The 22,286-nt window shown below is 40.6% G+C and carries 20 protein-coding genes; 17 read left to right on the forward strand and 3 right to left on the reverse strand.

Features of this window, described 5'->3' with window-relative positions; translation table 11 throughout:
* Window positions 1-6: 6 nt before the first annotated feature.
* The 17 genes from sctN to ABE954_RS01145 all read left to right on the forward strand — a co-directional run bounded on the left by sctN (window position 7) and on the right by ABE954_RS01145 (window position 18,020).
* Window positions 7-1,299 (forward strand): type III secretion system ATPase SctN, encoded by a 1,293-nt coding sequence (gene sctN / locus ABE954_RS01065; RefSeq protein ID WP_210831751.1) that lies wholly within the window; start codon window positions 7-9, stop codon window positions 1,297-1,299.
* Window positions 1,296-1,739 carry a hypothetical protein gene (locus ABE954_RS01070; RefSeq protein WP_042843347.1) on the forward strand — a complete coding sequence of 148 codons (444 nt, stop codon included), beginning with the start codon at window positions 1,296-1,298 and terminating at the stop codon, window positions 1,737-1,739. Before sctN ends, ABE954_RS01070 begins: the two co-directional genes overlap by 4 nt.
* Window positions 1,726-3,114, forward strand: coding sequence for a hypothetical protein (locus tag ABE954_RS01075; RefSeq protein ID WP_210814112.1), 1,389 nt, complete (start codon window positions 1,726-1,728; stop codon window positions 3,112-3,114). Before ABE954_RS01070 ends, ABE954_RS01075 begins: the two co-directional genes overlap by 14 nt.
* A 2-nt stretch (window positions 3,115-3,116) precedes the next feature.
* Entirely contained in the window at window positions 3,117-4,043 is a 927-nt protein-coding gene (locus ABE954_RS01080; RefSeq protein WP_042843349.1) for a FliM/FliN family flagellar motor switch protein, read from the forward strand.
* Window position 4,044: 1 nt separating this feature from the next.
* Window positions 4,045-4,710, forward strand: a complete 666-nt coding sequence (locus ABE954_RS01085) for an EscR/YscR/HrcR family type III secretion system export apparatus protein (protein ID WP_042843350.1) — start codon at window positions 4,045-4,047, stop codon at window positions 4,708-4,710.
* Between the two features lie 14 nt (window positions 4,711-4,724).
* Window positions 4,725-4,994, forward strand: coding sequence for a type III secretion system export apparatus subunit SctS (gene sctS / locus ABE954_RS01090; RefSeq protein WP_042843351.1), 270 nt, complete (start codon window positions 4,725-4,727; stop codon window positions 4,992-4,994).
* The gene (gene sctT / locus ABE954_RS01095) at window positions 4,994-5,788 is read left to right on the forward strand and encodes a type III secretion system export apparatus subunit SctT (protein ID WP_071547587.1); all 795 of its coding nucleotides are present in this window, start codon (window positions 4,994-4,996) and stop codon (window positions 5,786-5,788) included. The genes sctS and sctT overlap by 1 nt, the downstream gene beginning before the upstream one ends.
* 33 nt (window positions 5,789-5,821) lie before the next feature.
* Complete coding sequence (locus ABE954_RS01100; RefSeq protein WP_131680907.1) at window positions 5,822-6,904, forward strand: EscU/YscU/HrcU family type III secretion system export apparatus switch protein; 1,083 nt, start codon at window positions 5,822-5,824, stop codon at window positions 6,902-6,904.
* Between the two features lie 133 nt (window positions 6,905-7,037).
* Window positions 7,038-7,556 carry a type III secretion system translocator chaperone SicA gene (gene sicA, locus ABE954_RS01105; protein WP_042843355.1) on the forward strand — a complete coding sequence of 173 codons (519 nt, stop codon included), beginning with the start codon at window positions 7,038-7,040 and terminating at the stop codon, window positions 7,554-7,556.
* Between the two features lie 10 nt (window positions 7,557-7,566).
* Window positions 7,567-9,951 carry a type III secretion system translocon subunit SctE gene (sctE, locus tag ABE954_RS01110; RefSeq protein WP_371025702.1) on the forward strand — a complete coding sequence of 795 codons (2,385 nt, stop codon included), beginning with the start codon at window positions 7,567-7,569 and terminating at the stop codon, window positions 9,949-9,951.
* A 17-nt stretch (window positions 9,952-9,968) separates the two neighbouring features.
* Window positions 9,969-11,138: a hypothetical protein gene (locus ABE954_RS01115; protein ID WP_210814114.1), complete on the forward strand. Its 1,170-nt coding sequence runs from the start codon at window positions 9,969-9,971 to the stop codon at window positions 11,136-11,138.
* Between the two features lie 12 nt (window positions 11,139-11,150).
* Window positions 11,151-12,245, forward strand: a complete 1,095-nt coding sequence (locus tag ABE954_RS01120) for an IpaD/SipD/SspD family type III secretion system needle tip protein (protein ID WP_210814115.1) — start codon at window positions 11,151-11,153, stop codon at window positions 12,243-12,245.
* Window positions 12,246-12,292: 47 nt separating this feature from the next.
* A complete protein-coding gene (locus ABE954_RS01125) occupies window positions 12,293-14,014 on the forward strand; it encodes a hypothetical protein (RefSeq protein WP_166687014.1) in 1,722 nt (573 codons plus the stop codon).
* On the forward strand, window positions 14,011-14,253 hold the full coding sequence (locus ABE954_RS01130) for a phosphopantetheine-binding protein (RefSeq protein ID WP_048605503.1): 243 nt from the start codon (window positions 14,011-14,013) through the stop codon (window positions 14,251-14,253). The genes ABE954_RS01125 and ABE954_RS01130 overlap by 4 nt, the downstream gene beginning before the upstream one ends.
* Before the next feature lie 288 nt (window positions 14,254-14,541).
* On the forward strand, window positions 14,542-15,927 hold the full coding sequence (locus ABE954_RS01135) for an MFS transporter (RefSeq protein WP_042843359.1): 1,386 nt from the start codon (window positions 14,542-14,544) through the stop codon (window positions 15,925-15,927).
* A gap of 80 nt (window positions 15,928-16,007) precedes the next feature.
* Complete coding sequence (locus ABE954_RS01140) at window positions 16,008-17,009, forward strand: LacI family DNA-binding transcriptional regulator (RefSeq protein WP_129466918.1); 1,002 nt, start codon at window positions 16,008-16,010, stop codon at window positions 17,007-17,009.
* A gap of 24 nt (window positions 17,010-17,033) precedes the next feature.
* Complete coding sequence (locus tag ABE954_RS01145) at window positions 17,034-18,020, forward strand: nucleoside hydrolase (protein ID WP_042843362.1); 987 nt, start codon at window positions 17,034-17,036, stop codon at window positions 18,018-18,020.
* Between the two features lie 37 nt (window positions 18,021-18,057).
* Here the strand turns inward: ABE954_RS01145 and ABE954_RS01150 are convergent, their stop codons facing one another.
* The 3 genes from ABE954_RS01150 to ABE954_RS01160 all read right to left on the reverse strand — a co-directional run bounded on the left by ABE954_RS01150 (window position 18,058) and on the right by ABE954_RS01160 (window position 22,188).
* Window positions 18,058-19,446 carry an amidohydrolase family protein gene (locus ABE954_RS01150; RefSeq protein WP_131680905.1) on the reverse strand — a complete coding sequence of 463 codons (1,389 nt, stop codon included), beginning with the start codon at window positions 19,444-19,446 and terminating at the stop codon, window positions 18,058-18,060.
* Window positions 19,447-19,598: 152 nt separating this feature from the next.
* Window positions 19,599-20,549, reverse strand: a complete 951-nt coding sequence (gene arcC, locus ABE954_RS01155; RefSeq protein WP_166687015.1) for a carbamate kinase — start codon at window positions 20,547-20,549, stop codon at window positions 19,599-19,601.
* Between the two features lie 76 nt (window positions 20,550-20,625).
* A complete protein-coding gene (locus ABE954_RS01160; RefSeq protein WP_042843365.1) occupies window positions 20,626-22,188 on the reverse strand; it encodes a xanthine permease in 1,563 nt (520 codons plus the stop codon).
* Between the last annotated feature and the right edge of the window lie 98 nt (window positions 22,189-22,286).

Raw genomic sequence — 22,286 nt, forward strand, 5'->3', positions numbered from 1 at the left:
TAAAAAATGAAACTCTTTGATATCTGCGCGCATCCTGCGCGCATTCATGGATGCCTAATTGAAGCACCCCTACAAGGGGTGTTTATTGGTGAAATTTGTTTTATCGAACGGTCTATTTCGTATCCAGAGATTATTGCGAAAGCCCAAGTTGTGGGCTTTAAAGAAGGTTTAACGGTATTAAGTTTAATTGGGCGTATTCAAGGTTTAACGCGTGAGGTGGTTATTCGCCCAAGTGGCTACCCATTTGTTTTTTCTGTGAATGAATCGTTGGCAGGGAAAATTTTTAATGCGGCGGGTGAGCAAGTTGGACAATTAACTGAGAATGCTGATGAAGTTTCTTATCTTGATAACCGTTTGCAACGAATTGATAGTCCACCGGCTAACGTTACACAACGGCGTCCAATTGATGAGCCTTTAATGACAGGTGTCCGTGCAATAGATGGGCTATTGACCTGTGGTTTAGGGCAGAGAATTGGTATTTTCGCTGCGGCGGGAAGTGGAAAAACGTCATTGATGAATATGATCATTAACCATGCTAGTGCGGATATTCATGTGGTGGCTTTAATTGGGGAACGAGGTCGAGAAGTTATTGAGTTTATAGAGGAATTGAAGCATTCCCCTCATGCTGCACAAACTATTTTAGTGTATGCCACATCGGATAGCCCGCCAATAGAGCGTTGCAATGCCGCATTATTAGCGACGACTATTGCGGAGTATTACCGTGATTTAGGGCGTAACGTGTTGCTATATGTTGATTCCATGACGCGCTACGCAAGGGCGTTACGAGATGTTGCATTGGCAACGGGGGAATTACCGGCAAGGCGTGGATACCCTGCCTCTGTATTTGAGCAATTACCCATGTTACTCGAACGTCCCGGGCGTTTGAAACAAGGTGCCATCACGGCTTTTTATACGGTTTTGCTTGAGAGTGAAGATGAGGCTGATCCTATTGGTGACGAAATTCGCTCAATCCTCGATGGACATATTTATCTTAGTCATAAACTTGCTGGCCGGGGTCATTATCCCGCCATTGATATTTTGCAAAGTATCAGCCGTGTTTTCCCCAAAGTCACTTCACTAGAGCATAGAAAAGCCGCGGGCGAAGTACGTGAAATGCTTGGGAAACTTGAGCAACTTCAGTTGTATTTAGATTTAGGTGAATACCGTGAAGGGGAAAATGTGGATAACGATAGGGCACTAGCAAAGCAAACGGATATTGAAATGTTTTTAAAACAAGGGATGGAACAGCCTGAAAGTTCTGAAGATATATTGACGCAACTCAATCGATTAGTGTCATGAGTGTTAAAAACTTATTACTTCTCACTGAGCGCCGCTTAGATAAAACACGGCAAGAACAAGGAAAAATAAACTTAGCTATCTATGAATTACAGCAAAATATTTCCGAAGTTCAGGAGCGGGTCAGAATTTTAGCGGCACAAGTTATTTTATATGAAAAGTCTCAAGAACTAAAACCGATTGCATTTTGGGAACGCCAACGCCTCAAAGCTGCGGTTTTGGCAAATATTGCGCAATTTGAATATCAAATCGACAGCATGTCGGTACAAATAGAAAAATACCAACAATTAGCAGAACAAATAAAAGCACAGGCACTTTTGTTACACAACAAGTGTGAAAAATTCCAAAAATATCTCAAACAGCAACGTACTAAACAATGTTTAAAATCAGAGCGTCAGCAGCAACATGAAATAGAGGAGCTATTTGTTCATGTCAGCAATTAAATCACTTTCGAGTGAAAAAGTAATCAATAATACCACTGAGCTAGTTGGAGCAATCGTAAAACCAACACATGGCTATAACCAACAAGGTAAAGAAAACGCAAATGCTCTTTCTTTTCAGCGACTCGCTAAGAAAGTCGCAAATGTTTTTGCACAAAAGACATTACTTAAACCAAAAACACAATCCGATTTTGCGAGTAATACCCTATGTTTAGGGGGGCAATATACTGCTTCTATGGGGATTGCGGAGCCGGTCGTTTCTATGCCTTTACGCTATTTACCCCAAAATACAGACCACATGATGTTGGAAACTGAACCGCAGAATGTATTACAAGTGGAAGCGCTGATTGTAGAACATTTTACTCCCCAATTAGAGATAGATGGCACATGGTTACTTAACGGTGAGTCTAACCCGTTGTTATTAGAGGGGAATGAGGAAGATAGTACATTGATTCTAGGCGATGTTCAAGACGATTTAGAAGATTATACGCTGTCAGATGATGATATTCCGTTAATCAATATGAGTGGTATGCCAATTCTTCATACACACAATTCTGATGCAGTGTTAAAGCCGAATAGCTTATTGCATTCATCCGGCGCAATGGAAGGTGAGGCTACTGAACAACCGGTGTTAAATTTATTCAACAATGAAAATGATGTGAAAGCTTCAGTTGCGAATAAAGGTCAACAGCATGTTTTTTCTACCCTGTTGTCCCCCGAAAAGCCATTTATCTCAGAGGTGATTACCGCTGAAAAAATGATGGGGTCACCAGAGTCAATACAGACAAGTAGTGAGGGGCAAAGCAGTAATGAGCATGGGGTAGCGGCCTTAGAAACAATGCTAGAAGGTCACCAACCGAGTGTTGATGAGCATGCAGGAATATCCACAGAGCGTTTTATGCAAATTCTGACGAAAAGTGAGAAAAACCAGTCCGTTTTGCAAGAGAACACAAATAATGATGGCGCTAATATAGCTCGAAATAGCCCGATGCCTGTTGAAGTTGCGATGGTGCCACAGGCTCAGGTTGCCGTGGGGACCCCAGCTAGCGAGCTGTCCTCGACCGCGCAAAAGGTGGAACAATGGATTGAGCATAGTAATGCAATTAAGAATGCTCAAGTGAATGAGAGTTCACCGCGAACCTTAACTTATACCTTTCAGCAATGGAAGAATGCACCGTCGGTAACGTTTGAATTAGCGACAAAAACAGATGTTATTGCCTCTACCTATAGCCGCGAGGTACAGCATGTGTTGCAGGACAATAAACATTTATTAAGTAGTGAAAAAAATATTTATTTCCGCCAAGAACAAGAACGCGGTCAGCATGACCAACAGCAAAAACAGCGTCAGCAGGAACAGCATCAGCAAGAAGAAGATTAAATATGTTGAAAATTCGGCGAGTCAGTCAGCGAGAAAGGCAGTTAAAAACTTGGCAGCAACAATACCAAGTCGAGGTGGTTACCCACGGTACACATTCACAGCAGCGTTATTTCAATGTGTGCTTACAGAAGGAAATGCAACAGGTGAATGTGTTGACGCATGTTGAGGATTGGTGCCGGTATCGCTGGCCTGACTTGGCGCATTATGCATGGAGTTCATTAAGTAGCCAAATGCTCTGTGACATTTTTGCTTTCGAAAATAAGGACAAATGCTTTTTTGATAGCCAGTTTAATTACCAATCGGTTGAAGTTATTGATGGTAACGCGATTAACCAGTTTAGTTTGTCTGTGAAAGAAAAGCATCTTGGAAAGGCTTTTCTTTGTGCTCCAATTGACGGTTTGGCAGTACGTGAGCAAGCAAATGGTGGTTTGGAAAACCTCTCACTCCTCGCTGATTGGGTGTTAGGGGGCAGTTATATTAGCCTCTCATTACTGCGTTCATTAGCACTGGGAGACGCACTTTATATTCAGCAACTACAGTTGCACATGTTGGTCGCTGGGCGTGTATTTGCTCGGTTCCAAAAACAAGAAGAAGGCTTATTTATGATTGAAGAAATATTATTACAAGAAGACGGTACAGATACTCAACCGACAGAAGAATATCAAGATGAAATTGAACGCCCATTTAATTTAGCGGATATGAATGTCAAACTTACATTTGTATTAGGTCATAGTGATATTGCGGTTACTGAGCTTAATAATATCCAACCAGGTTCTATTTTTTCTATTGGGGAAAATAAAGAACGCGAAGTTAAAGTCTATGCAAATAAGCAACTCGTTGCTGAAGGTGAGCTTATTTACTTAGGTGATGATAGTGAATTAGGTTTGGAAATCACTCGCATAATTAGCCTAGGTGACTCAAGGGTTTAATATGCCAACGGTACCACAAGAAATCCCTTTATTAGCATTAGTTGCATTTTCAACATTATTACCCTTTATTATTGCCGCAGGAACGTGCTATTTAAAAATATCGATTGTATTAATTATGGTTCGTAATGCAATGGGTGTACAGCAAGTTCCTTCGACCATGGTATTGAATGCAATTGCTCTATTATTATCTCTATTTGTGATGATGCCAGTATTGCAGGACGTGAATAACTATATGCGCCAAGAAAGCGTCGATTTTAGTAATGTTGAATCGATTGATAACTTTGTTGATGACGGGCTAGGACGCTATAAAACGTATTTGCAAAAGTATTCTGACCCACAATTAGTGACTTTTTTCGAATCCCTTCAACAGGGGCGTACTGAAGACGAAATTAGTAAAGAAGAAGCCGAACCAACATTATTTTCATTATTACCTGCTTATGCGTTAAGTGAAATTAAATCTGCATTTGAAATTGGCTTCTATGTGTACTTACCATTTGTTGTTATCGACTTAGTTATTTCCAGCATTCTATTAGCATTGGGAATGATGATGATGAGCCCTGTAACTATTTCAGTTCCTGTGAAATTAATTTTGTTTGTTGCTATTGACGGATGGACGTTAATTTCCAAAGGGTTGGTAATGCAATATTTTGAACTTGCACAGCATTGACGTGGGATATTGATATGGATGAAATTGTATATATCAGCAATAAAGCAATGTTATTAATTGTTGTTTTATCAGCAATCCCTGTCATTGTTGCGACGGTTGTCGGGTTATTAGTAGGGTTAATACAAACCGTGACCCAACTGCAAGAACAAACGCTACCTTTTGGCGTTAAGCTATTAGCTGTATTTGGTTCGTTATTTATGATCTCCGGGTGGTTAGCCGATAAGGTGATAAATTATACAATAGAGGCAATTACCATTGCGATTCCTGCGGTAGGGTTACTCTAATGAGCCAAGAGTTAGTTTCGCTGGCATCATATTTGTTTTTTTTGTTTCAGCAAGAACTCATAAAACTAGCATTAGCATGGTTACGAATAGCGCCCGTGATGTTCTTTTTGCCTTTTTTTAGCAATAAGCTATTAAATGGAGGGGTCATCAAAAACTGTGTAGTTATGTATATTGCATTGGGGTTATGGCCATTTTTTGCAGGGGCAAATATTCAATGGGATCAAACAAATTTAGCTGAAATTTTTTTATATGAAATCGTAGTCGGTTTAATATTGGCTTTCATCTTAGGTTTACCTTTTATGATCGCAAGTGTGATTGGTGAGCTAATTGACACTCAGCGTGGTGAAACCATTAGCAGTATTGTTGACCCTGCAAGTGGGACGGAAGCGTCTGAACTTGCTGTTTTCTTGAGTTACATTGTTTGTATGGTATTTTTAGCGCAAGGAGGGATGTATCAACTTTCTGTAATTTTTGCACAAAGTTATCATTTGCTGCCATTGGGGCAAGGGTTTTCCTCTTTTAATAGTCTGCCTCTGGGGGAATGGTTGAATAACATGGTATTAAAAGGTGTTATTTTAGCTGCGCCGATTATTGTAACTTTATTTATTACAGAGGTTGCACTAGGTTTATACTCCCGCTTTTGTCCTCAATTAAATGCGTTTTCATTATCATTGGCAATAAAATCAATAATTGCATTTATTGTATTCTTACTTTATTTTCAAAATGAAGTGCCAGATATATTAGTAAATATGATTTCATTGTCACCATTACAAAGTGTTTTTCTTGCTGATTAATTTTAATTAGGCTAAGAACTATGGTGAAAAATTATGGCAGAGAAAACAGAGAAGCCTACTGACAAAAAAATTAAAGACTCCGCTAAAAAAGGGCAAAGTTATAAAAGTAAAGATTCAGTAGCAGCAATTGTATTAGTCGTAAGTGCTTTTGTATTCGATGGAATGACAAGTTTAGAAGACTTGGCATTTTTAATGAGGAAAATACTACAATCACCGTCGAATATTAATATCGATACTTTACTCTGGGAGTTTTTTGTTATTTTTATTGGTGTTTTATTACCTATTTTACTAGCATGTTTTTTAGCGGGAACAATAATTTCATTATTACAAAGCCGTTTTAGGCTCGCAACAGAAGCAATAAAGCTTGATTTTACTAAATTAAATCCTATCGCGGGCTTAAAAAAAATATTTTCTTTGAACTCACTAAAAGAACTGATCAAAGCATTTTTATATTTAATTGTATTTATTGTATCTGCAGTGGTCTTTTTTTATCTTTGGCGGCACGATATTTTTATGCTTTATCGTACTGTCATCGATGGGATGATCCATCAATGGGCAAGTTTATCGACTACATTTATTGTGGTATTTTTGTCTGTTGCACTGTTGATTATTTTAGTGGATATGATCACTGAGTTTTTCTTATTTATTAAAAACTTAAAGATGGAAAAACAAGAGGTTAAAAAAGAGTATAAAGATAACGAAGGGGACCCTCATATTAAAAGTGCACGTAGAGGGTTGCATCAAGAGTTGTTATCAGAAGAAGTTAAATCTAATGTCCGTAATTCGACATTTGTTATGGCCAACCCCACTCATATTGCAATGTTAATTTATTATGATTCAGATATTGCTCCATTACCTTTTTTACTGTCAAAAAGTCGAGGCATGCAAGCTAAAGCTATTATTAAATATGCTGAGCAACAAGGTGTCCCAGTTGTTAGGGATATTCCTTTAGCAAGGAACATTTGGCGGTTATATAAGAAAGACAGTTTTATAGATGAAAATGGGTTAGAGGAAATCATGCAAATTATATCTTGGTTAATTAGGGTCGAATTAGTGCAAATGGGAATAGATGTGGATGAAGCTTTGAATGAATTAATGAGGAAGGAAAGACATTGATTTATAATTTTCTCGAATGAAATTAAATAATTCATAGAATAAATCGTTTTTTTAAAGCCAAAAAAAATCTGATTAATTATGATGCAAAAGTAAAAATGCATCATATATTCAATATTAATGCAAAGGTAAATAAATGAATAATACCCAATATGAAGAATCACAAAATATTGATATGGACGAATTGCTCGGAAATATCACAACAGCACTAATGGATGGTGCGACTTATAAAGATATCCATGGTATCCCACAAAGTACAATGGACGGTATCTATTCCTATGCTTACGAATTTTATCAGCAAGGAAAATTAAAAGAGGCTGAAACTTTTTTCCGCTTTTTAAGTATTTATGATTTTTATAATACAGATTATGTCATGGGGCTTGCTGCAGTTTATCAATTAACGAAACGTTATGACAAGGCCACTGAATTGTATGCTTTAGCGTTTGTTCTTGCCAAAGACGACTACAGGCCGTTATTCCATGCGGGGCAGTGTAATTTAATGATGAAGAAAAGTAGTGCGGCACTGCATTGCTTTGAAAGTGTATTGGAAAGCAGTACTGATGTTGATTTACAAAACAAATCACAGGCTTATTTAACGGCATTAAAGAAAAATCTTGCAACAGTAGAGCCCAAGGACCCAAGCTCTAATACTTAAGGATATAAAAATGGTTGATATTTCAAATAGTGGAAATAGCGAACGAATAAAAAATATTCACACTTTTCTGAAGGGTGAGAACCCGTTAGCTTTGACGGAAGATATCACGAAATCAGTTCTAGTCTTAGAAGAAGCCTGCGGGGCATTAGCTTCAACAGAACAAATGAAACGTTCTCGTGCTGAAAATTCGCCACAATTAAATGCACCAAAAATGCGGACGATGGCTAAAACAGCAAACCCGCAAGGGGCAAATTCGCCTCAGCAAGAAAAAAGCTTTAATGCAAAGGCGTTACTGATAGAAACTTTTTCAACAATACGCCAATTGTTGCACGAAGGGAATATTAGTGAGTTGAGTAACAAAATAAAGCTACTGAATGTAGAGTCTGAATCAATCAGAGAACAAGGTAATATCCTTTTAGATACTTTTAAGAAAAACACCGATGCATTGAGTAGCTTGCATGACCAATTTGAGGAGCAGCAAAAAGAAGATAAAACACTGCGAGCGGAGTTAAATAGCTTAAACAGACAATCTGATTCTTTACAAGAACAGTTCGAACAGGCTGGCCTTAAGCTACAAACTGCACAGGAACAATTAGCTGAAATCAATGAGTTAATTACCATACCTCCAGTCAACTCCACCGATGCAGAAGATATTGAAGCATTGAATAAATTGTCACAGGCAAAGCAATCTTTAACTCAGACAATTGAAGGGTTAACCAGCCAAAGCAATAAATTATTAGCAGATAAGCAACAGTTAAGCCAATCAATAGCCACGCTAAATCACCAAATCAACCTATTAAATATTCAAGTACTGGCAACAGCTGAGTCGGTAACAAAACAGGCGGAAATTGCACAGGAAGATAGCCATAAGCTAAACCAGTTCTTTGAAAATGCACCACGCAGACCTGACATTGATGGTGATAAATGGGAGAACACGTTAGCACTTTTAACCATGCTAACGGCCCAGCTTAAAAAAGCGATGAACGAAGACTCTATTCGTAGCATGAAAGAGCAAGAAGAGGTCATGATGAAAATCAGTGAAGCCTCTCGGAAAGATTCAGAGAAAAAAGCCAAAGAGGCCGCGGAAGCTGAACGTAAAGCGGCAGAATCAAATAAAGCGGCTTCTTGTGCGAGTAAAATTTTCAGTTATGTTTTATTGGCTGTTTCAGTGATTGCCACAGTGGCAACTTTTGGGACTGCTGCACCGTTGACGCTTGCTATTGCCGCCATTGGGATTGCAATGGCCGTTGCGGATATTGTTCTAGAAGAAACGGGGCATGGCAGCTTAATGCAAATGCTGGCAAATGAAATTTCTTCAGTAGTAACCGATATGCTGATTGAGTTTGGTGTTGATAAAGATAAAGCGAAGCAGATCGGCAGTATTGTAGGCATGATTGTTGCTGCGGTAGCGTTCTTAGCTGTTTCATTACTTTCAATGGGGTCGATGATAAAAAACCTTGTGAACACAGTGAAAAGTGCCGCTAAATTATTAATGAAAAATGTGGGGACATTGCTAAAAAATACCATTAAAGCAATGCCTAAAAGCTTAACGAATGCATTAGGGAATATTGCAAATAATACTGCCAAAGTAAGTGATTCTGTCGCGGATAGCGCAGACAGCATGGTGAAACTATCTAAGTTGGCTAAGTTGTCGGATAAGTTTGATGAGGCAAAACATGTCACTAAAGCGATTAGCCAAGTGGTGGCTAAAGCTGAGAAATCCTCAGACTTGGTCTCCATTGGTGGGCAAATGGTGAAAGTGAGTGATTCTGTCGCTGACAGCGCCGATAGCATGGTGAAACTATCCAAGTTAGCTAAGTTATCAGACAAATTTGATGATGTAAGTCAGGTAGCTAAAACCATTGGTCAAGTGGCGGCTAAAGTTGAGAAATCCTCAGACTTGGTCTCTATTGGTGGGCAAATGGTGAAGGTAGGCGACTCCGTTGTGGATAGTGCAGGTAGCGTCGCGAAGTTAACCAAATTCACTAAGCTAGCCGACAAAGTTGATGATGTCAAAGACACGGTAAAAACTGTTGAAAAAACAATAGATAAAGCCAAAAAAATTGAGAAAGTGAAGAATCAAAGTGTAGCGATGGCTAAAGTGGAAGTCGTAGCAAAAGGCTCGGGTGCTGCACTAACCGTAGCCAGCGCAGCAACAACGGGAGGACTTAATTTACATGCGGCATCTATGGGGGAAAAAATGAAGGAGATGCTTGCAGGGATGATGCTAAACAATGCGGCTATAGAGGCCATTACTGAGTTGCTAAATCAGTTAATTAAAGCCATGTCAAAGAATTATGAACAGTTTGATGAAATGTTCACAACCATGCTCAATGGTCTTCAACAATCTAGCCAAAGCAAAGTCGATATGATGAAAACAGCGCGTTATGCGTAAATTAAGGAGTAATTAAAATGACAACCATTACTATGCAGCCAGCGATTTCAAATAAAGCTATCTTCAATACTGGAGGAATAACTCACTCTAAAGAGATACCTACATCAACGTTGGTAGGAGGAAGCCAAGAAATCAGTTTGGCTAATTTACCATCGCTTATTGAGAATGAACTATCTGAAAAGCCAATATTAAATCTACCTGTAATTGAGGAGATGAGACCAGAGCAATTAATATATGAGCTTTCAAGCCTTGACGTGCAAGAAATGGAAAATGTTGAGCAGATCTCAAGTCTATTACAACCTAAAATTGCGAATGAACTGCAACGTATTTTTGAACAAGCAGAGCAAAAGGCGATAGGACAAGTTGATTTAGCAAAGCCTCGTCAATTTCTTGGAATTATAAGTAGTGACATTATTGTAGAAATATCAAAACTTATTCGTAAAGTTGCTTCGGAGATAAAAATCGCTGACCGTCAAATAAGCACTGCATTTAATGTGTTGAGTGGCAAGATGATAGAAGCTGCAGCCGCATCCACAATTAAAGAAGGCAAAAAAATGATGGAAGGCGCTATTATCAATTTTAGTGTTTCTTTAGGCGTGAGTGGCGCAGGGGCAGCATTCCAAGCGAAATCGCTTCATACCCAGAATAAATCAATCAATACAAATTTAAAATCAGGTATTAACAATATCAATGCAGGTGACAGATTATCGCAGCTAAATGGTCAAGCATATGCATTAACGGGTAAAACCAATGGTGGAGCCGTGTTAAAAGGTAAGGATGGATTGTCTATTGAACTAACTGATCAAGCCACAATGGGGCAAAAAGCATTAGTCACTAAAAACGGTCAAGATGCAGCGAACAGCACGAAAGCGTATGGTCAAAATCAGCTTAACGAACATAATAATATTGCCACTAAAGAGAGTATAAAGCGTGGTGTTGCAGAGCAAGGTGCACGTTTATCCGATAGTGCGGGGAATATGGCGGCATCAACATCACAGGCGGAAGCAAAAGCCCAAAGTGCTAACGCGATGATAGAGCAAGACATTTCATCCGCTGCGCGTAAAGTGTCTGAAAACGCGGATAAAGCGATTAGTGAAAGTGGTGAATTACTGAAGAAAATGAATGAGACGCTAAGAGATGTTCGCGATGGCAATATACGCACATTCCAAGCCGTGGTAAAAGGTTAATAGGAGCTAATAATGGAGGTAATATTCTCAACTGTATTAGCCAATTCTCAAGTTTCCTATGTTAAGCCTTCTGCTGGAATAGATCTGCCCCCTACTGGGGCGGGTATTTTTATTGACCCGAATGACGATATTTATCAACAAGTGGACAGTTATTTTCAACAGCTGGGTTATGAAGTACCAAGCCCTACAGTACGCACTCAAGTAGAATCAAACCAACTTGATCAAATTATTGAACAAGCAAAAACGTTATTGCGTGAGTTAAAAATATCGGGAGATAAGGCGTCGAGAGTACTATTAGGCTTAAACGAAGAGTTTGCACTTGAACCTAGTGGCGCAACGATGATGCGAAAGAAATCATCGAATATATTACCTCCGATTGAAGATGGTAGAAAGCACATTGGTGCCATTAGTGGCATGATTGATAATATTCATAAAGGTTACCAAAAAGAATTTGGTGAAATAATAAAAGCAACCACAAAATATATGCAGGATGTAAATACGGCATTAGGTAAAATACCCGAATATATTAAAGCAGGAGATAGTGGAAAGATAAAACTGCAAAGAGTGGCTTTATTAAATAGGCTAGATGACCTTTTTGAGCCTTATACCGACCATAAAACAGTAAGAGGAAATAAACCGTTAATTACAAATTCTGATGCGGTAAACATTACATACTATGAAAATTGGTCTAAGCCAGAAAATAGCGCCGAAAAAATATATGAAATAAAATATAGTGAGCCTGTTTTTGAATTTTGGAAAAAGAAACTGGACGGACAGGGATTTAAAGTCGAAACAAGAGGTTCTGATGATAGTAAAGTTATTCGAATTTATCCAGACCTGAAGCCACTACGCGAAATTATGAAATCAATCTATGATATTGATTCTTCTAGTGCAGGGTGGGCAAGTAAAGGCGTAAATTTGCTTGCACAGAGCGTACAAAGTATGCAAACAGCGATTGACGCACAAAAAAATGTGATTAATAACTCTGTTTCACGTTTATTAGAAACATTCCGTCAAGATAATAGCCACTTTGATACATTAACTCAGTTGCTAGTTCAATTAATAAAAGATTTAAACCAATATAATAGTGGTTTTATCAGTATGTGATCTTTCTTGGTATAAATTAAAAATATTAATTATCATAAGGACTAACTATGATTAGTACTCAGAATAACTCTGGGATTCATAATATCTCTAATTCTTTTCATCATAATTCCGTTATTAAAGATGGTAATGTATTCGCTTCTAATTTAAATAATGTTCATTCATTAGATGCCGAAAGTGTTTTACCTAAAAATAATATTAAGAACGAAATGAATATTTCTGGTAATGTTGGTGACTTACACAGCAATAACCACCAACAGCAAATAGACAATATAACACAGCTAGTTATTAAGTCTAACAGTAACATTACTCGTAATATGGTGGCGAAAGTTTTAGGAGCAGGTAACCATGGCAGTACAACTCAGCAAGAGTTAAACCTTCGTCCAGAAACGGCTCTAGTGACATTAACGTTATTTGCTCCTGAAGAACTCCCCTCAGCATTAGTTTCTGCAGCCGCAAAATTAATTAAAGAAATAGATGGAATACAAGATTTAAATACGGATGAGAATATTGAGGTTACGCTAAAAAAAACACAGGGAAATTTAGATAAACAGTTAGATAAATTCTTATCGGATAATATTACACTGGAGAAATTAGCTATTTGTTATCAAGAAAAATATGTTGACTCTGCAATTAAACACCAACTTAGTGCGTTTTTTTCTGACGAGGTGATTAATAGCCGTTCAACGGATAGCTTTTTGGTGAGTGATTTAAATATACAAAAAGGAAGGGATATCGAAAATACTATAAAGGAGTACAGTAACCTTGAACAGAAAAAATATGGTGATAAATATCAGCATTTAAATAATTTATTTCGTTATATTGAACAAAAGATAGAAATTATTAGCCCATTAAAAATAAAAATGGCATTGAGTGAGCCTGTAAAATCAGCAACACCATCAGTGAAAACAGAGGATGACGTTATTGATGGCATGTATAATCCAACAGAAAAAATGGGTGCTCCATCATCCAAGATAACAAATAGTTATAATACAGAATATCACTATCACTTAGGCTCTCCATTTAGCGAAAATATTAGTCAGATAAGTCATCAAGAACCTGGAGTAAGTAACACATCGTTTCAGGAGCCTACACAGGCTACAAATGATAAGGATTCGGCATTACCACCATCGAAAAAACCACTAACACGTGTTGTATTCAGCCAGCCAGTACAAGAGCCCGATGTGGATTATGATATGGACAATGCTAAAGACCAGGAAAATACTGAAGTAAAACAGCCTATTATTGAAAAGCCAGTTACGGCATCTAATAAGGTATCACCGTTGAATAATACCTCTTTGGAGCCACAGGATAGCTCTCACTTGATTAGGACTGAAGCTTTGGAAGAGTCTCGTTTGCCATCAGGGGAAAAATCCATTGAGGCGAAGCCAAAAACAACGGAGTTTTTCATTAACACTCAGCCAAAAAATGATTTTACGGTTAACCGTTACCAGAAAGATGAAAATAATCATTGGGTGCTGAAAAAACCTGATGCACAAAAACCAGTGACTTTAACGGCGAATGGGGCACTGACTCGTAATCAGTCAGATAAAGAGGTTTATCGTGGTGAACGTGAAGCAACAAAAGTCGTTGTGGATACTAGCTCACATCTCCCTAATGCGGGGTCGCTAGTGACATTAACTGAGCGTGGTGCACTGACGCGAGGCCAAGCGGAAAAAGAGCGTTATGCTGTTGCAACGGAAGAACAGATGAAACCTCTAAATGGTATTATTGGCTATCAGAACGCGGCGACTAAAGGTGGATCACAATGAGTCAAGTTCACCAACAATGGTTAGAAAATACTATTTATGCGCTGCGGGCTTATTCAGGTATTAAATTACAGGTTACGATGGATTCAAGTATTATCGAAGATCTGCATATTGACTCATTAGAAATGCTGGAATTGATAACGGAAATTGAGCGATACACTGGTTTGCCCCTTCTAGACGAAATCTGGATGAAATGGCGCTATTTACGCGATATTGTTAATTACCTATTGAGCGTGAAATGAAGATGAAAAGCCACTTAATATAAATAGTGGCTTTTCTATTTCCGTAATCAATATAACTAACATCGAGGTATTTTACATTTTCTGATTCTTTATGTTTTCCCCCAAAATTTCTTCTTTTATTTTCAGTCATATAAATTTCATATTTCTATCATCAAGTGATAATGCTCACAAAATAACATTCCCTCGTTTGCTTAATTCTACGCGCGTAGACTATCCTTTAAGTAAATAAAAATACCAGTTAGATTATTTTACAAATAGGCTTTGCGCCAATACCAAGGGTTTATGACTATGGCAACACATTTAAATACCGAGGCTAACCAACAAGCCGCACAAGAGCGGTTAAATACGCCTGAAGGGAAAAAAGATTTTCGCCGAGCGATTTTTTCCTGTTGGTTAGGGACAACCATGGAATATGCCGATTTTGCTCTCTATGGTTTAGCAGCAGGTATTATTTTCGGTGATGTTTTCTTCCCTGATGCGACGCCGGTTATGGCACTGTTATCCAGTTTTGCCGCGTATTCTGTTGGGTTTATCGCTCGCCCAATCGGTGCATTATTTTTCGGCTGGCTAGGTGATAAACATGGTAGAAAAATGGTGATGGTGATTACCATTGCACTGATGGGGATATCTACAACCCTAATTGGCGCAATTCCAAGTCACGCGCAGATTGGTGTTTGGGCGCCGGTTTGTTTGGTTATTTTACGGTTTGCTCAAGGACTTGGCGCTGGGGCTGAGCTATCTGGTGGAACTGTGATGCTCGGGGAGTACGCTCCGGTCAAGCGGCGTGGGTTAGTCTCTTCGATTATTGCCCTAGGTTCAAACAGCGGAACATTACTGGCTTCAATGATTTGGTTGATAGTCTTACAGTTAGATAAAGAAAGCCTCATGTCATGGGGATGGCGTATTCCGTTCCTTGGTAGTATTTTGATCGCGCTGGCAGCGTTATTTATTCGCCAACATATGCGTGAAACCCCTGTATTTGAACGGCAAAAAGCCCAACTGGCAGAGGAGCGTCGCCAAGCGTTGGCGTCTGATGCTGTAAGTCACCCTGTTGATAACCGTACCTTTTGGCAGAGAACGCGTGCATTTTGGACCATGGTTGGCTTACGGATTGGCGAAAATGGGCCGTCTTACCTAGCCCAAGGTTTTATTATTGGTTATGTCACCAAAATATTGTTGGTGGATAAATCGGTACCGACAACTGCGGTTTTAATTGCCTCGATCCTCGGTTTTGCCATTATCCCTTTTGCCGGCTGGTTATCTGACCGATTTGGTCGCCGTATTATTTACCGCTGGTTCTGCTTATTGTTAATGTTGTATGCAGTCCCCGCCTTTATGCTACTGGATTCACGGGAACCGCTGGTTGTGATCCCAACGATTATTGTTGGAATGGGGTTAGCATCTCTGGGGATTTTTGGCGTGCAAGCGGCATGGGGTGTAGAGCTATTTGGGGTACGTAATCGCTATACAAAAATGGCCTTTGCTAAGGAGCTTGGTTCTATTTTGTCGGGGGGAACAGCACCCCTTGTCGCCTCAGCGTTATTATCTTGGACTGGGCATTGGTGGCCAATTGCTATTTATTTTATGGGGATGGCATGTATTGGTCTAGTTACCACATTTTTTGCACCAGAAACGCGAGGCCGTGACCTTAACTTGCCAGAAGATGCAATATAAGTGAACGCAGGTGGTATATAAAAACCAGAGTGGCTGCTATTCTTTCGTAAGATAATAGTAAGTGAAAAAGGAATTGCTGCGTGCCTGATGTGAACTATCGTAAAGTGACGCGGGTAGATGTTGCCCGCGAAGCCGGAACTTCTGTTGCAGTGGTCAGTTATGTGATTAATAACGGTCCCCGTCCTGTTGCTGAGGCGACGAAACAGAAGGTGTTAGCGGCGATAAAAAAAACGGGGTATCGCCCGAATGGTATCGCTAAAGCACTGGCGTCTGGCAGTACACAAACCTATGGGTTGGTGATCCCTGATATCTCTAACCCTTTTTTGGCTTCTATTGCACATGCATTGCAACGTGAAGCTTTCAAGCATGGTCATGTCTTGTTATTAGGGGATGCAGGGGATTCCCGTGTGCGTGAAAAAGAACTGATTAACAACCTACTTTTACGCCAAGTCGAAGGGTTGATTTATACCAGTGTTGACCGTCATCCGTACATTGACCTGATCCAATCTTCGGGTACCCCTTGTGTGATGTTAGATAGGGTCGACCCTACCGAAGGCGTCAGTGCTCTTCAAGTCAATGAAAAGTTGGCAGCCTATAAAATCACTCGCCATCTCATTGAGCATGGTTTTAAAGATATTGGCATTATTTGTGGGCCGATTGAAATGCTTAATACCCAAGACCGGTTAAGTGGTTGGGAAAACGCTTTGGTAGAAGCCAACCTTGGAATACAGAAAAAATGGGTTATTGCAGGGCAATATACGCGTGATTGGGGTTACCAAGCTATCTATCAAATGCAGAAAATAGGGTTCCCTGAGGCCATTTTTGCAACCAATGAGTTACAAGCTTTTGGTTGTTTGAAAGCCTTAGCTGAACTAAAACTGCGGGTACCAGAGGACATTGCTCTGGTGTGTTTTAATGGTACTGTGCAATCGGAGTATACTGTTCCTACACTCACGACTGTTCGACAACCTGTTGATAAAATAGCAGAAAAAGCGATACAGATTCTACAAAACTGGCCAAATAAAGAAGCCATTTGTGAGGTGGATTTTGAGCTACAAATTGGGCACTCCTGCGGGTGCTGATAATGTATTATTTCAGGGAAATTTATGCGTGTAATTATTGATTGTGACCCGGGAAACGGCGTTGCAGGCGCGAATGTTGATGATGGGCTTGCTCTTGCACTTGCGATAGCAGCGCCAGAAATTCAACTAGAGATGATCACAACCGTTTCAGGGAATACGCCTAGTGAGGTTGGTTTTAATGTGGCCAGCCATTTAGTCAACTCGCTGAATGAGGACATTCCTGTTTACCGCGGGGCGTCATCGGCACTAATTGAAGCTAGCGGACCATGGCGCGAATTATTAGATAATGGCGCACAGCGGGCGCAACTTAACTATTTGTGGGATAACCTTCCCCCTGTGCCTGCTTTACCTAAATCAGCACCAGAAGCTGCGTGGCGTATTGGTGAGCGGGTGTGTCAGAACCCGCATCAGGTCACTATTATTGCGATTGGTCCTTTAACCAATATCGCCATGGCCATGCAATTGTTCCCTGAAATGGCAGAGAAAGTGGCTGAAATTGTTATTATGGGAGCGGTATTTAATGTCCCTGGTTATATTAAAGATACCAATTTTGGGCTAGACCCAGAGGCGGCCCATGCGGTTTTGAATAGTGGTGCCAATATTACTTTAGTGCCAATGGATGTTACGGTACAAACACAGATGGTACAGAGTGACCTCGATAAGTTTTCTGTACTTCAATCCACATTGAGCCAATTTCTTGTTAATACTATGCGCCCGTGGATTGATTATTCGCGGGCTACGCGTCAGCTGGCGGGGTGTTGGGTTCACGATGTGTTAACCGTTGCATGGCTATTAGATAAAAGCCTAGTAACCTACGAGAAAAAACAAGTGGGTATTGAGCTGCAAGGGGCATTACGTGGAAAAAGCTATTATTATGATGCGTTACGTTTACGAGTCGGTATTCCTGAGCCAATGGCAAAACCGATTACAGTATTACAAACTGTAGATAATCAAGGTTTACTGGGTTTAATTTTTGCCTCGGTTAGCCGATATACTGCAAAGCCAGCCTGAAGCTAGCGCCATTCGGCGCTAGTTCAATGAACTGACATTAAGCTATCGATTTTTGCATTGTGCCGTAGGCGAGTTTGCCTTTATGGAAAGAGGCATGCCTTGGTGAAATTCGCGCAACGGCCTCAGCTGAGCAAGATGCGTCGACGAGAACAAAGCTAGCATCATCGCCTTTGGTGGGCCAAATTTGCTGGCCTTTGGTATCTAATGGCAAAATATTCCCTGTCGCAATTGCTAAAGCGCGAGACAGTGCCAGTTCATCTGGGCGAGTATACAACTGAGCATACAAGTTGGCTTTTTCGAGCATATCACCCAGCCCAAACGGTGACCAATGGTCGATAACGCTGTCTGTTCCGGTCATCACAAATACGCCATTATTATTTAATATTTTCAATGGCATATGTAATGTACCTATCGGTACTGTTGAGGCGATAGTCATTTGTTGTTCCGCCAGTTGCCTTGCGGTTTTTTCGGCTTGTTCTGGGCTCAGTGTTGCAAGAGCAAAGGCATGGCTAATCGTTACTTTACCGCGCAAACTTGGGTTTTCATTCACTGTTTTGATCATATACTCGATGGCAGCAAAACCCGCAGGGCTGGTTTCATGTAAATGAATGTCTACGCCTTTATTATAATCGAGAGCGATTTGGAACATCGTATCGAGAGATTTTTCCATTGCCCCATCAACGTTAGTGGGGTCTAAGCCTCCCACATAATGGGCGCCAGCTTGCATGGCTTCGCGCATTAAGGGTTCTGATTTTGACAACAATAACCCATGCTGTGGGAAAGCGACAATTTCACAAGTTAAATCTTGTTGGTGTTCATTAAGTACTTTTTGTAGGGTTTCTAAATTTTTTAATCCAGAAACGGGTTCGATATTACAATGGCTTCTGGCAATGGTTGATCCATGGGATTGGATCAACGTGATCAGCGCATTGGCTCTTTCTTCGGTGAAGGGTTGCAGTTCAGGTAACAGTTTCTGCTCTAGGGTGATCATATCCATAATTGTTTTACCTTCACGTGACTGTGGCGCTTGCCATGGCCCGCCATAGAAGGTTTTATCAAGGTGGATATGCATATCGCGAAACGCCGGTAGCATCAATTTGCCTTGAGCGTTATAAGCATTTAGCTGGTGATTAACATGTTGTTTATTCGGTAAAATGGCGACAATTTTACCTTGATCGATTTCAACCGTTTGCAATGCGGTTTTAGTGCCAATCACCGTAGTATCGCGGAAATTAAAGCCTGTTTCGAGTAATACATCGTCAAGGTAATAATGGCTGTCGGTAATGCGAGTAATATCGGATGACATTGTGGGTTGATTTTGCGCGGATGCAATACCTGATACGGTACCAAAAAGGGTACAAGCAGCGGCGACTTTGGCGCTAGTGGAAAGGAACTCTCTTCTGCCGGATGATTGGTCTGCTTTCATAGAAACTCCTTGTGATGATGAAATAGAGTCGAATTTCCAGTTTTTGATCAGCAGTTCACCATCCAGATCGCTATTTTGCGATCTGGGGGTGATATTGAGACATTAACGAGAAACTCTAGCGTTCCAAAATAATGGTACGTTGTAAATAACCCTTACCCTTGGATGATATGGGTTCCCGTCTCACCTCGTAAGGCTTCCGGTAGTTTTTCTGGTGTGGTGATAATCACACGTTTACCGCCATTGGCAATAAATGACAGGCTCGCTTCGATTTTCGGTAACATACTGCCTGCGGGGAAATGGCCTTCTTCCATATAGCGTTGCATGTCGCTAGTGGTCGTTTCACCAAGAGCTTTTTGCTCTGGTTTACCGAAGTGAATGCAGACTTTTTCGACACCAGTAGTAATAATCAAAATATCGGCATTTAATTCTTTCGCCAGTAATGTCGTGGAGAGGTCTTTATCTATCACTGCATCAACGCTTTGGTAGCCACCATCGCCATTTTGAATAACAGGAATGCCACCGCCTCCAGCTGCAACCACTACGTAGTCATGTTCCGTTAAGGTACGGATCGCTTTTGATTCAACCACACGTTTTGGTTCTGGAGATGCGACCACTCGGCGATAGCCTCGACCGGAATCTTCGACAAAATGCCAGCTCGGGTTCGCTTGTTGTAATTCTTTAGCCTGTTGTTCTGTAAAAAATGCACCAATTGGCTTGGTTGGGGCGCTAAAGTTAGGGTCGTTCTTATCGACTTCAACTTGTGTAACAACTGTAATAGCTTGGCGATTGTGACGTTTCGCTAGCACGTTAGTGAGTGCCTGCTGAATTAAATAGCCAATGCCACCTTGAGTATCAGCGACGCAGTTAGCAAGGGGGGTTAACGGCAAACCTTCTGTTTCATGGGCTATTTCAGCGCGGCGTAGGTCTAATCCAACTTGGGGTCCATTTCCATGGGTCAAAACAATGTTGTAGTTGCCCTCAAGCATGTCACTAATATGCAGTGCCACTTCTTGAACGGCTTTTTCTTGAGCTTCGATAGACTGGCTGTTGTTATCTTTGATAATACTGTTGCCCCCGATGGCAACAACCACGAGTTCTTTCATTGTTAATGTTTCCTGATACAGAGATTTAGCTCACAGCCGGTGTACTGTAGACACCGGCTATAAAAGGTTGGTTTGATTACACTGACTTACTGAGTTTCTCAGATTGTTCAGCTTGTTGTTCTTCCACCGATTTACGGCTATCTAAAAAATATTTGAGTACAAATAAAGCTGCCATCATGAGGTAAGCGTAAACAAACATCAAGGTTGAACCGGTTGCAATTCCTACTGCTGGGGAGTGAATAATTCCAAAGAATACTAATATTGCGCCAGCTGCCGCAGCAATTGCCCCACGTAGTGGTTGGTTGAGGATAGCGAAGATAGCGATACAACCCCATAGCATACTTGCCAATGGCGCACCGTTACCTAAGTGTACAAGGCCTTGATAATAAACACCTTTGTGTAGTAATGTTTCAACGCCTATTGCACTTGCTGACGTCCCTGCGGCCCCCATCACACTGTTGACCATAGTGAGCGCCCAGTTAGCAATCCATGGGAATAGACAGATAAAGATAACAGGCACTTCAATCTTCGGTGTTTCTCGTACCACTTGGTTGGCAGTGACAACACCGATAAACACCAATATTGGTACGATAGCTGTCATTGGAATGATAGCGAGCATGAATGCACCGATACCAAACAATGGGACAATAAACATGGTGATACCTGATGCTAGCGTATAACCAACACTGGCCCCCATTGCTTTCCAGCCAGCATGCCCAACATAAACAGTGACTGGGAATGGGTTACCCATGAAGCAGCCAACAGTTGAAGATAAGCCGTTAGCTAACATAACCTTACGGGTATTGTATTCATCACCTGCAGCGTGAGCACTTTCAATGTTTTCAAGGTCAAAGATATAGTTTGCTAAGCCTAATGGTACCGCAGAAGCTAAATATGGAAGTGCATGCGGTAAGCCTTGGAAGAAGCTGTCAATATGAATCCCTGGAGGGTTAAAGCCGAATGACGCCATAGAGTCTTTTATTGCCTCTGCACTTTGCAGCCCAGAAGCCCACGCAAGTACTGTTCCCGCGATAAGCAATAATAAACCGGTAGGAATACGTGCAAAGATAGGCTTTTTACCAAACCAGTTAATGAAAATTAATAATAAAACAATAAATGAAACGGTTGGTGCTTCAAAGGCTTGCAGCATTGGGTTCATTGCTAGCAATAATAGCCCAAGCCCAGAAAGACAAGATAACAGCACCGTACGAGGGATCATTTTACGGATAGTTTCGCCTAAGAATGAGCCACCAACGAGGATCATTGATTCAACGAAACACCAAACCAATGCGATTTGGATAGCAAACTCAGCATTCTGCGTGGTTTGGTACACCGGCATAATGACTAAGAAGGTCACGGTAAAGATAGAAGGTGCACTTGGCCCTGATGGCAGAGCGGTTACATCGCTGCGCCCTGTTTGTTTGATCATTTGCTGGCCAAAGTAAGCATAGCTAATACTGGCAAGTAAAACGGCGAGACCAAAAGCGGGTGCAATGCGACCATAAACAAGTTCAGATGGGATACCAACAACGAAAATTAATAAGCCCATCATGGTGAGTAGGTTAGTTAAGTTATTGGTCATTAAGCCAAAATAGGCAGCCAAGTCCCCACGTTTCCACTTTATATTAAATATACTCATATAGTATTCCCCTGTATACCCGTCATACTTTGAGCCACAGCTGTGTTGGCTGCTCTTAGCTATCTAAGTCACATACATGAGTATGCTCCTTGGGATAT

The sequence above is a fragment of the Providencia sp. TYF-12 genome (genome assembly GCF_041344805.1).
In the GTDB taxonomy this organism is placed as follows: domain Bacteria; phylum Pseudomonadota; class Gammaproteobacteria; order Enterobacterales; family Enterobacteriaceae; genus Providencia; species Providencia huashanensis.

Excerpts from the sequence above, each read along its gene's own strand:
- sctS (WP_042843351.1), top strand. The coding sequence starts at position 4,725 with ATGGATGAAATTGTATATATCAGCAATAAAGCAATGTTATTAATTGTT.
- ABE954_RS01070 (WP_042843347.1), top strand. The coding sequence starts at position 1,296 with ATGAGTGTTAAAAACTTATTACTTCTCACTGAGCGCCGCTTAGATAAA.
- ABE954_RS01075 (WP_210814112.1), top strand. The coding sequence starts at position 1,726 with ATGTCAGCAATTAAATCACTTTCGAGTGAAAAAGTAATCAATAATACC.
- ABE954_RS01100 (WP_131680907.1), top strand. The coding sequence starts at position 5,822 with ATGGCAGAGAAAACAGAGAAGCCTACTGACAAAAAAATTAAAGACTCC.
- ABE954_RS01115 (WP_210814114.1), top strand. The coding sequence starts at position 9,969 with ATGACAACCATTACTATGCAGCCAGCGATTTCAAATAAAGCTATCTTC.
- sctE (WP_371025702.1), top strand. The coding sequence starts at position 7,567 with ATGGTTGATATTTCAAATAGTGGAAATAGCGAACGAATAAAAAATATT.
- ABE954_RS01150 (WP_131680905.1), bottom strand. The coding sequence starts at position 19,446 with ATGAAAGCAGACCAATCATCCGGCAGAAGAGAGTTCCTTTCCACTAGC.
- ABE954_RS01085 (WP_042843350.1), top strand. The coding sequence starts at position 4,045 with ATGCCAACGGTACCACAAGAAATCCCTTTATTAGCATTAGTTGCATTT.
- ABE954_RS01125 (WP_166687014.1), top strand. The coding sequence starts at position 12,293 with ATGATTAGTACTCAGAATAACTCTGGGATTCATAATATCTCTAATTCT.
- ABE954_RS01160 (WP_042843365.1), bottom strand. The coding sequence starts at position 22,188 with ATGAGTATATTTAATATAAAGTGGAAACGTGGGGACTTGGCTGCCTAT.
- ABE954_RS01120 (WP_210814115.1), top strand. The coding sequence starts at position 11,151 with ATGGAGGTAATATTCTCAACTGTATTAGCCAATTCTCAAGTTTCCTAT.
- sicA (WP_042843355.1), top strand. The coding sequence starts at position 7,038 with ATGAATAATACCCAATATGAAGAATCACAAAATATTGATATGGACGAA.
- arcC (WP_166687015.1), bottom strand. The coding sequence starts at position 20,549 with ATGAAAGAACTCGTGGTTGTTGCCATCGGGGGCAACAGTATTATCAAA.
- sctN (WP_210831751.1), top strand. The coding sequence starts at position 7 with ATGAAACTCTTTGATATCTGCGCGCATCCTGCGCGCATTCATGGATGC.
- ABE954_RS01145 (WP_042843362.1), top strand. The coding sequence starts at position 17,034 with ATGCGTGTAATTATTGATTGTGACCCGGGAAACGGCGTTGCAGGCGCG.
- ABE954_RS01130 (WP_048605503.1), top strand. The coding sequence starts at position 14,011 with ATGAGTCAAGTTCACCAACAATGGTTAGAAAATACTATTTATGCGCTG.
- ABE954_RS01080 (WP_042843349.1), top strand. The coding sequence starts at position 3,117 with ATGTTGAAAATTCGGCGAGTCAGTCAGCGAGAAAGGCAGTTAAAAACT.
- sctT (WP_071547587.1), top strand. The coding sequence starts at position 4,994 with ATGAGCCAAGAGTTAGTTTCGCTGGCATCATATTTGTTTTTTTTGTTT.
- ABE954_RS01135 (WP_042843359.1), top strand. The coding sequence starts at position 14,542 with ATGGCAACACATTTAAATACCGAGGCTAACCAACAAGCCGCACAAGAG.